The organism is Lentibacillus kapialis, assembly GCF_014646635.1.
Taxonomy (GTDB): domain Bacteria; phylum Bacillota; class Bacilli; order Bacillales; family Amphibacillaceae; genus Lentibacillus; species Lentibacillus kapialis.
Window position 1 is genome coordinate 1 of the sequence record NZ_BMNQ01000082.1, and the last position, 9,544, is coordinate 9,544.

10 protein-coding genes and 2 pseudogenes are annotated in these 9,544 nt (G+C 36.9%); 10 read left to right on the forward strand and 2 right to left on the reverse strand.

All coding sequences use genetic code 11. From position 1 onward, the window contains the following. Positions 1–261 precede the first annotated feature (261 nt). A complete protein-coding gene (locus IEW67_RS16815) occupies positions 262–582 on the forward strand; it encodes a YbjQ family protein (protein ID WP_188634236.1) in 321 nt (106 codons plus the stop codon). On the opposite strand, the gene IEW67_RS16820 is transcribed toward IEW67_RS16815, so the two are convergent. Beyond that, positions 579–1,238: a transposase gene (locus tag IEW67_RS16820; protein ID WP_505735191.1), complete on the reverse strand. Its 660-nt coding sequence runs from the start codon at positions 1,236–1,238 to the stop codon at positions 579–581. The genes IEW67_RS16815 and IEW67_RS16820 overlap by 4 nt on opposite strands. Positions 1,239–1,526: 288 nt before the next feature. Here IEW67_RS16820 and IEW67_RS16825 point away from each other — a divergent pair, with 288 nt between their 5' ends. From IEW67_RS16825 to IEW67_RS16835, 3 genes are all read left to right on the forward strand, one after another. Beyond that, positions 1,527–1,844: a hypothetical protein gene (locus IEW67_RS16825; protein WP_188634238.1), complete on the forward strand. Its 318-nt coding sequence runs from the start codon at positions 1,527–1,529 to the stop codon at positions 1,842–1,844. Between the two features lie 169 nt (positions 1,845–2,013). Further along, positions 2,014–2,370 carry an MmcQ/YjbR family DNA-binding protein gene (locus IEW67_RS16830; protein ID WP_188634239.1) on the forward strand — a complete coding sequence of 119 codons (357 nt, stop codon included), beginning with the start codon at positions 2,014–2,016 and terminating at the stop codon, positions 2,368–2,370. A gap of 1,102 nt (positions 2,371–3,472) precedes the next feature. Continuing rightward, entirely contained in the window at positions 3,473–3,973 is a 501-nt protein-coding gene (locus IEW67_RS16835) for a hypothetical protein (RefSeq protein ID WP_188634240.1), read from the forward strand. A 197-nt stretch (positions 3,974–4,170) separates the two neighbouring features. Here the strand turns inward: IEW67_RS16835 and IEW67_RS16840 are convergent. Beyond that, a pseudogene (locus IEW67_RS16840) lies at positions 4,171–5,311 on the reverse strand (IS110 family RNA-guided transposase). Positions 5,312–5,666: 355 nt separating this feature from the next. Here IEW67_RS16840 and IEW67_RS16845 point away from each other — a divergent pair. The 6 genes and pseudogenes from IEW67_RS16845 to IEW67_RS16870 form a co-directional block, all read left to right on the forward strand. Then, positions 5,667–6,230 (forward strand): hypothetical protein, encoded by a 564-nt coding sequence (locus tag IEW67_RS16845; protein WP_188634241.1) that lies wholly within the window; start codon positions 5,667–5,669, stop codon positions 6,228–6,230. Between the two features lie 94 nt (positions 6,231–6,324). Further along, complete coding sequence (locus tag IEW67_RS16850; protein WP_188634242.1) at positions 6,325–6,795, forward strand: hypothetical protein; 471 nt, start codon at positions 6,325–6,327, stop codon at positions 6,793–6,795. Between the two features lie 61 nt (positions 6,796–6,856). Next, positions 6,857–7,132 (forward strand): YnaG family membrane protein, encoded by a 276-nt coding sequence (locus IEW67_RS18610; RefSeq protein WP_505735190.1) that lies wholly within the window; start codon positions 6,857–6,859, stop codon positions 7,130–7,132. 194 nt (positions 7,133–7,326) lie between these two features. After that, the gene (locus tag IEW67_RS16860) at positions 7,327–7,548 is read left to right on the forward strand and encodes a hypothetical protein (protein ID WP_188634244.1); all 222 of its coding nucleotides are present in this window, start codon (positions 7,327–7,329) and stop codon (positions 7,546–7,548) included. Between the two features lie 567 nt (positions 7,549–8,115). Continuing rightward, complete coding sequence (locus IEW67_RS16865; RefSeq protein ID WP_188634245.1) at positions 8,116–9,099, forward strand: DUF3231 family protein; 984 nt, start codon at positions 8,116–8,118, stop codon at positions 9,097–9,099. 213 nt (positions 9,100–9,312) lie between these two features. Next, positions 9,313–9,420: pseudogene (locus tag IEW67_RS16870) on the forward strand (helix-turn-helix transcriptional regulator); the annotation flags it as partial. Positions 9,421–9,544: the final 124 nt, after the last annotated feature.

Sequence of the window (9,544 nt, forward strand, 5' to 3'; positions counted from 1 at the left end):
TTGGATGGCTCTTTTTAGGTTGGGAATTTTAGAAAAAGCTTAATCGAATCAAGGAGAAATAATGATACGTTTTGGAGTTCTTTTAATACCAACAGCTATTGTAGTGTTCATTTTATCGAACGTAATCTTTTTTTATAATCAATATAAGAGTTAGTTTAATTCTTTTTATAAGCTCTATTGTGATTGGCGTTGTAAGCCTTCTTTTAATTTTTATTGGTGTTTTACGAGATAAAATTAAGGAGAAAAGGGAGGAAGACCAAGATGATCTTAGTAAATACTGAGACCATTCCAGGCTATAAGATCATGGATGTAAAGGGGATTGCCAAGGGTAACGTTGTACGTGCAAAGAATGTTGGGAAGGATCTCGTTTCTAGCTTTAGAAATGTCGTAGGCGGTGAAATGACAGAATATACAGAGTTGATGACAGACTCTCGACAAAGAGCAATGCAACGAATGGTTGAAAATGCTGAAAATCAAGAAGCTGATGCCGTAGTTAATGTTCGCTTTGAAACATCTCAAATTTCAAGTGGAGCAGCAGAGCTTTTGGCTTATGGAACGGCTGTCGCTATCGAAGAAACTTAAAACAGCAAATCAACTGCTTGGTTGAGTTTTTCAACCAGTGGAAGAAGCACATCAATGTCAGCCGTATCCGGCGGAAGAATAATGGACAATAGAACAATGGGACCTGATGGTGTCGGACAAGTAATAGAATGCTTGCGATAGCCAATAAAGTACTTGTTTTGATTGGCTTTATTTCGCTGTACACCAACTTTGGCGTCAGGGTCTGAAAATGTCTTTTCACAATCGCAGGTTTCCTTATCTTCACAGCTGCAGCGTTTCTTTTTATAGCCATTCACCAAGGCATATACAAGTCTGGAATCAATACCGGACAGAGTTGTTTGTAAAAAGTTGTCCAGTTTTAATGCCTGGCGTATCAGATCAAACAGAATTTCATAAAACAGCTCAGGTGTCACATACTTTCGAAAATGGCTCAAACTGCCATGTACAGGGACGTCTTTTATCTCAGGTGTTCCGATAAAATTACGCCATGCCTGATTTTTGGGTTCTTTTAGTTGCCTGCACAGTTCTCGGAAAGATGTCATTTCCGGCAGGGTGAAATATAGATAATGCATTCTGAAGTATGTCCTTGGATCTGTGGGTGGTCGGCCGCTATGCTTATAAAGTGGTTTTACTTTTTCCAGCACAATGGAATCATCTACATGATCAATGTAATCTATTAATCTATCAGTTCCGGATCAAAGCCGAGTGTGTTATAATAGTGGAAAGGAACTAGTTCCAATTGTAATTCCATGAAAATGCACCTCGCAAATTGGTATTTTTGGTTGTTGAGTCACTTCCATTTTACCATATTTCGCTAAAGGTGCATTTTTATTTTAAAGAAAAAATAGGGGCTTTTTGAACACGCTCTAATAAGGTATTCCATTATCGGAGCGCTATTCGCTAAAAAAGAGTGGCGCTGCTATGGCATATTAGATTATGGAATAAATGAAAAGGAGAAGGTTGAAATGGAACTGATTGGCAAAGTTCAGGAAAGATGTGAGGAAAGAAACAAGGTATTCTTGACTTTGGATATACTCTTTACCCTTTTGTCGATGGGGCTTGCAATTTGGATGCTATTTCTTGCAATACCTGCGCTAACAGGATCAAGTCAATTGTTTTTAATTATTCTCACCATTTTTATGACGTTTTTTTTAGGAATGACTTATGGTATTCGGGTTGTTGAAATGATAGTTACAGGTAAGAGGGAATATTTTGCTTTAATGCTTTTCTCTGCAATTCTTATGTTTGGAATTGCAATATTTGAGTGGTGGCTATTAGTTTAACAGTTTTAAGCAATCGGGCGCTAATCAGGAATAAGTATTAGCGTCCGAACTGAATATAATGGCCATATCGTTGAATAAACAAAGTGTATTGAAAGCTATAAATGGTGGGTGAAATGAGAGAAGAAAATTAGGGGCGCATTAACCAAAGCACTTGGAGGAATTACTTAGTATGTTAACAAGAGAAGATATCTTCAAACACGTTCAAGAAACCTACGGTACATTACCTGATTATCCGTTCAGGAAATTTCCAAACTATGCTGCTTTGAGACATGCATCTAACGGAAAATGGTATGGTCTTGTGATGAATATCCTTCCAGAAAAATTAGGATTAGAAGGAAACGAGGAAATAGATATTTTGAATTTAAAATGTCCTCCTGAATTAATCGGGAGTTTAAGAAATGGATGGGATATTTTACCTGGATATCATATGGATAAGGAACATTGGATTTCACTTGTTTTAAATCATACCGATCCAGAAGGAGAAATTTATAACTTAATTGAGCAAAGCTTTAATTTAACCAAGTAAAAGATGAATGAAGAGTTATTTCAATTAAAATTGCCGTGGCTGGTTCTACAATATCAGCTAGTACAAGAAATGACTGGTCTGAAACGGGCGCGCGCGACAAGTTCCGCTATAAACGCTTTGAAGCGTGAACATGCGGGGAGTTTTATTAAATTCCAACGTTACAACGGAGGATGGGAATGATGGAACCATTTTTCCTGAAACCATCCCGTCAACAAATCCTGCATGCGTCAAGGCTGACAGGCTTTGGGGTATGAAGCACAGGTGATTCGGCTGAACGAAGGCTGCAGCCACTCTTTTTTAAAGAAGGTATGCCAACGGATAGGCCGCACGGCTGAAAAACTGGATATGGTGAGAATGTTCTTTGGGAAAGGAACTGACAAACTTCCGAATGTAGGGGTCTAGAGATTCAACATAGGGAAACTTGATGACGTGAGTGGTGTAGAGTAAAAATGCGGGCGCAGTTGTTGAACAAATACTGTGCCTTAAATGGGTCGGATTGCAAAAAGATTCAGATAGGATGGGGATTATGGAGATTATAGATAAATCGCACAAACCCGATTATGCTTTGGGGTATTATGTAGTCCTTGCTTTTTCCTTCTTAACGCTTAGGAAAGTAAACAAAATTGAGAAGTGGAAACTAAAACTTAAAGAAAAAAAGAAATTAACTCCAATAAAAACGTATAGCCACAATTGGGCGCGATTCTGGCATAAGAACCGTGCCCATAGTTGCTTCATCGGACCATATTATTTTATTTAATACGTTTAAAATAAAGAGAGGGGGAACCGCCGCTGTGAAATACTTATTATACGGTGTAATTGGAGTTGTATTAATATTTTTTATCTTGACTCTCTTAGGATATAATGTTTTTTATATTATCGCAGCTTTTGAATGGGTAACTCGTTATATATTCCCTTGGATAGCCTTATACTGGTTTATTCAATTTGTAAAAAATCAAAAAAATAATTAAGTTTAATTGTTCTTGAAACGAGTGCCACTCTGGAATAAAGGACGGTCTAATTTGCTATTATGAGTTATCGGCACAGGTTGTAGAACAGACAACAGGCTAGAGCACTACTTAAACAAAATTGAGGTGAAGGTAGTTTGTCCTTCTCAAAATGGACTATTTATCAATTTTTAGTTATTTTAACATTAATTATTTTGGTGTATCTTGTAAATGGGCTTGGCATATCCGTTGCAATCACAGAAGATACGAGTAATGAAGGTCGTATTTTTAGAAGTATTTTAACAGCAGGATTTCTTATTGCGCTCGTTGCTTGTATTTATGTCATTATATTTTGCCAGCATAAAAAAAGACCTAATATGTTAAGCCATTCAATATGGAGTAAAACGCCGACAATTTTATTTGCAGTAGGTTTTATATCTATCGTTTTATTTTTGTCACTAGGAACATTTGGACCTTTACTGGACTGGATAGAACACGTAAGATGGCTACTTTACGTGATTCTTATCTACTTTATTTGGGGTTTTTTTCTTTTTGTAATGTCAATTATAGTGAAAATCAAAGGTTCGCAAAATCGAGTGATTGAACATACATTCGTATGGACCTGCCTAATACTTCTTGTTTTCATCTTTATAATTTAATGAAATTTCTTGTTGGAGTAATGATGAGCAGACACTAATATTAGTCTTCCTCAATACCAGCCAATAGTTGTCAACATTTAAGTCTAAAAAAGTTTTAAAAAACATGTTACACTAAAAATTAAAAATACCAAATAGCCTTACTGCTGAACAAGTGAGATTTCAGAGTATTGCGCACTTTTAAGCCTCTTATGATTGATCTACAAAGACAACATGGCATGGATCCAGTGAACGAGTTTATTGGCACAGGCAATTACAGCGACTCTGTGTGGCTTGGCCTTATTTCTTTTGCGATCGTAAAAGGCTATCAATTTCTTGTTTCTTTTTTGGCAAGACCGCATTGCACAGCAGAATAAAGAGCCTGACACAATCGTGATGATCCTTTTTTGGTGATACGGTTGATGGACGCTTTATACTTGCCGGACTCAAAAACACTTGGGTCCAGCTCGGCATAGGCAGCCAGTTGCTTTGGCCGTTCAAACTGATTGATTCCCCAAATTTCGGAGATGATTGTTGCCGTAAGCTTATCCCCAATACCGGGAATCGACTTGATCAATCCTTGGTCTTCAAAAGACCGGGCCAGGGCATCTATTTCTTTTTTTTAATTGGGATAGGTGCTCTTGATATTGAAAAAGCATTTAAATATACATCTGTAAACTGACAATATGACCATGACAGACGGGATGCTGAAAGGGGTTACTGTCCGCTGCAGCTTTTAATTGGGCTACTTTATCCAAAAACCATGCGTCGGAACGCTAGCCCCGAATTGACGCATATCATCGGCTAGAGCCTGTTGTGAGACCTTTTAGTGTTTAACGATAACTTGCCACAAAGATCACTGAAGACATTACGATATTCCGGGAAAATATGATCGACTGCAGCTTGGAACTGTAGTTTATTTCAACATATCTATCCGTTAAAGCGCTGTGCTGTCTGGTTAATTGACGCAGATCCAGGTATTGCTCGGTTTTCTTCTGAAAGGCTTCCAGGTCTTCTTTGTAGTACAACTCACCCAGATGATACGCATCAATTTTGTCCGTTTTCACCTTACGCAGACCCGTTTTATTGGCCTCGTAAGGAACGACCGGATTGATGACATAATACGTTATAGCATGATCATCCAGAAATTGATGCACTGGCTCATGATAGTGCCCAGTGGATTCAAATGACGGCCGGGGGCTGACCGGCAATCTGTTCTACTTCCTGATAAAACTGATAAAACGCTTTAAGCCCTTGTAGATGGTGCGTAACCTTAAAGCTTTGTTTATACGTTTTTTTTGTAAAAAGGCTTGGACCTGGCTTTCCCCCTTTTACGACATCCAAGCCGATGACAGGATTCATAGATAATCACAACTCCTTTGATAGATTCGTCGGTGCGCCCCTCACATCCCTTGTAGTTTCATAGCTTCGCTTGTTATGCGGGATCATGTCCCAACCAGCCTCAAACATGTTTCTACAAGGAAGGGGTGGACAGTATTACGGACGGGATCAGTGTCCCACGGGCGCAAACGTCCTCCCCCGACTTACTCAAGCATATGAAATCTATAAAAAATAGGGCAACCAGTTCAATGACCGGCTGACCATATAATACAATAGGGCGCCATTACGGAATAAATACCGCGTCTTAAATTGGTGATACGGGCCAACTTATTGCAGAAATAAAACTAAAATGTTGGAGAATCAAGGAGGTGTTTTAATGTTAAAAGTTGTACAGTTATCCATTTTAATACCCTTTATTTTTATGGTTGGATGTAGCGGTATTTCAAAATACGATGATAATGAAGCAGCTGCGATTGTAAAAGGTCAAGAGATTACAGTAGGTGATTTACGTTTTTTATATCCTGATGATACTGCGTTAGAGTATCTTGATTCGGCAATAGAAGTAGAATTGATAAAACAAGAAGTAAAAGAAATGGACCTTGATATTTCTAACAATTTAAATGACGAAAAAAACCGTGATGAATTTGAAAAACTTCCTCCTAAAAACACAAAAGACGAAAGCGGAAAGCAAATTCGTAAGTTTGCCGAAACTCAAGCTGAAAAATTAGACATGACACCAGAAGATTTTCAAAGCGAATATGCTAAAAGAATTAATGAACGAAATGCTTATATCAATACTTATCTCGAAGAGAAATTAGGTGATGAAGAAGCAGATATTAATGATGAAAATTGGATAGAGGAATTTGGGGAGAAATATAATAATTTATTAGAAAAACTGGTGGATGAGAATGAGGATGAAATTGAAGTTTTAATTGATTAATATCTTCAAGAATCAGGCGCCTTTCTGGAATAAAACTTGACGACCATATCATAATCAAAGCCTACTCTACTCTGTGAAAAATGGGCGGTGTATAATGAAATTCAACCTATATCACGTATACATTCTCAGGAATTTGATTAAAGTTTGTAAGAAAATAGGGGTTGCTTTAATAGCTTCTATTATACTCAGTTTTATATTGCCTTTTGTATCTTATATTCAAGCCCCTGAATCCAATGAATCATTTCAAGGTTTAGTAATTATAGGTTTATTTAATACATTGCTTGCATATTTAATATTCGGTATTCCAAGTGCATTTCTCATTAATATAATAGTTCAAAAACTACCCGTGATTTCAAAATCTAAGCGATACTTTTTAAATTTATTTCTCTATGGTTCTTTTGGGTTTCTGATAGCATTTATTATACCGGTAATATTATCTGGTGAAGTGATATTAAATTTTGAGTTTTTTTCCTTAATTGGTGTCATTGCAGCTTTAATTTATTATCACATATCACTTATATTTGAAAATTCTGATCTTCATGAAACGGGCGCGCTTATCGAATAGTGAGTCTTACTGAAATGGGAATTTATTGATGGGATATTATAATTTTGGAGGGATTCAGATTATGCAAAAATCGTTTATTACGATTTCATATGTTTCATTCCTTGTTTCGCTAATATCTATTCTTAATTTTCTGCTTAATATTGTTACTTTAGAAAAATTACAAGGTTTACCTGTATTTTTTCCTTTGGTTTTTTGTTCCATTGGTCTATTTCTTGCATCAAAAGCGTACCGAATTAAAAAGAATGCTTTCACGCTTATCGCAATAATTGCAAACATCCTTTTATTCCTATTTCCATTCATTTATATGATTGGTGGTACAGTGGTATTTGGCGTTTAGCTGATTAAAGGTCTTTGCGATCTTCAGGAAAAGGGCGCTGTTCCGGAATAAGGCAGCTTCCAAATTATCATTGTAGGGCCATTATGTTGAATAAGACGATAGGATTTACCTGCATATAAATCGAATTAATTAAAGAGGAATACCGAAAGGAGTTAAATATGGCTGAAATCACGGACAACCTTTATGACGGTTGAATGCAATTTTGGAATGGTGATTATGGCAAAATCAGCTCTATGGTTAGTGACGATTTTGTTGGTCACTGGTCTGATAGTGATGTCAAATGCCCATCGGCACTTGAAGACATGATAAAAATGACCAGAGGATATTTTTACGATATCCTGTTATTTCTCCTGTTGCAGGGAATCAAAAAATATCTGGACATTGGGAAAAGACTGCCTTATATCAAGGAAATATAGAAGGTGCAAAGGCTGAAAAAGGAACCTCTGTCACTTTCGAGGGAATGGATATTCTTATATTTATAACGTCAGAAAGTATAAATTATGGATGACCTTATAAGAAAAGCTTCGGCATTCGCTATAAGACGAGGCGAATTGCCGAGTTTTTCTAAAAAGACGGCAAATGCGTTGAGTATTATGTCCTCTCGGATATGTTTTCATTGATGAAGCAATTAAACGGAGGATGGGGATGACTGAACCATGTTTCCTAAAGTCATCCCGTTAACAAATTCTGCATGCGTTGAGACTGATAGGTTTGGGGTAATTCGGCAGAACGAAGGCTGAAGCCACTTTCAAGCAGAAATGGGGAAGCGGACAAAGTTTATGCCTAACAACTTTTAAAGAATTTCGTTTATGGATTTCATTATTTCTACTGGTTGTCAATATTATTTTGGTTGGTTTAATGGTTGAGGAATTAATATATGTCTCCCAAAGGTGATCAGATAAGTATCACAGGGTCGCCCTAAATGCATAATTTTTTAGGTGAGAACAAAAAATAACATTTAAATATGTATTAGGAGGATATATATGAGTGAAAAACCTAAAATGAGTGCCTCTGAACTTGGTGCATTATGGATGACCTACCACAAAAAAGGTGTGATTTTACGGATGTTGGAGTATTTTATCGAAACAACCGACGATCCAAAGGCCAAAGATCTAATGTCAGGTTTGTGTAAACAACTTCATCAAAAAGTCATCGAGATGAAAACCATGTTTGAGAATGAAGGAGTGATGCCACCGGAAGGTTTCATAGAAAAAGATGTCAATTTAAAAGCACCAAAATTATGGGAAAATGGTTTTGATATCATGTTTAGTAGGATTCTTAAGGAAATTAGTGTAGGGATGTACGCACTTCATCTAACCATGACCTATCGTAAAGATATTATAAAGCTTTATCAGGGGCTTTCGAAACTTTCCGAAACCTTTTATGGTCACTTTACAGAATATCTCCTTGAAAAGGATTTTTTATCCCGTCCTAACTATGTCAACATGCCAGTATCGATTGATTTTATCACGGATAAAGATTATGCAAAGGGCACCAATATTATGGGTTACAAGCGAACATTAAATACTGTTGAGTTTGGTCCTCTATACCATGCTATGGAAACCAATATTACGGGTATGCAGTTAATGGACGGATTTATCCAAACTGCTAAAGATGAAGAAGTCAAAATGTACTTTACTGTAGGCAAAGGGCTTGCTAAAGAACAGATCAGAGAAATCTCAAAAATCCTTCTTAAAAATGATATTCAACCACCAGTTACTCCTGGAAGTACTGTAACGAATTCCACTATAGCCCCTTTTTCCGAGAGGCTTATGATGTTTTGTACTTATCTTTTGAACGGGCTTGCCCTTGGTGGAGGAGGGTTTGGTGCCGGATTTAGTTTACGGAATGATTTGCAGATTAAAAATGCAATATTCGGTAAAGACATATTTCAATATCAACGAAACGGAATTATGCTAATGATGTCTAAAGGGTGGCTTGAAGAACCACCAAAAATGGATCTTTAATTTTTCTTATGGAAAAGGGAGCAGTAATCAAATTAGATTTGCTCTCATCTTGCTCATAAAGCCCATTTTTGTGGAGCAAATCATATAAAGTTTTTCTGACAAGCTGCTTTTCTAATGAAAAGATTAGCGTTATCTTCATGGCTTTTATGTAATATATATATTGAATTATGTAATCTATATGTTACAATTTAATGTGAAGGAGGGATTATATAGGTGAAGAACAACGTGAGGATAGCTCGTGTTCAGATGGATTTAACCCAGCAGCAACTAGCTGAAAAAATAGGGATCACCCGTCAAACGATTAGTTTAATCGAAAAAGGGTAAGCGTCAAATAAAATACACGTAGGAACCAACGGTCATCCATGCGATAATCTTCTTAGAAACCAACTCGGGAGGTTATGCGATGACCCAACAAGACAAAAGAATAAAATGGAAAGCACGCTAC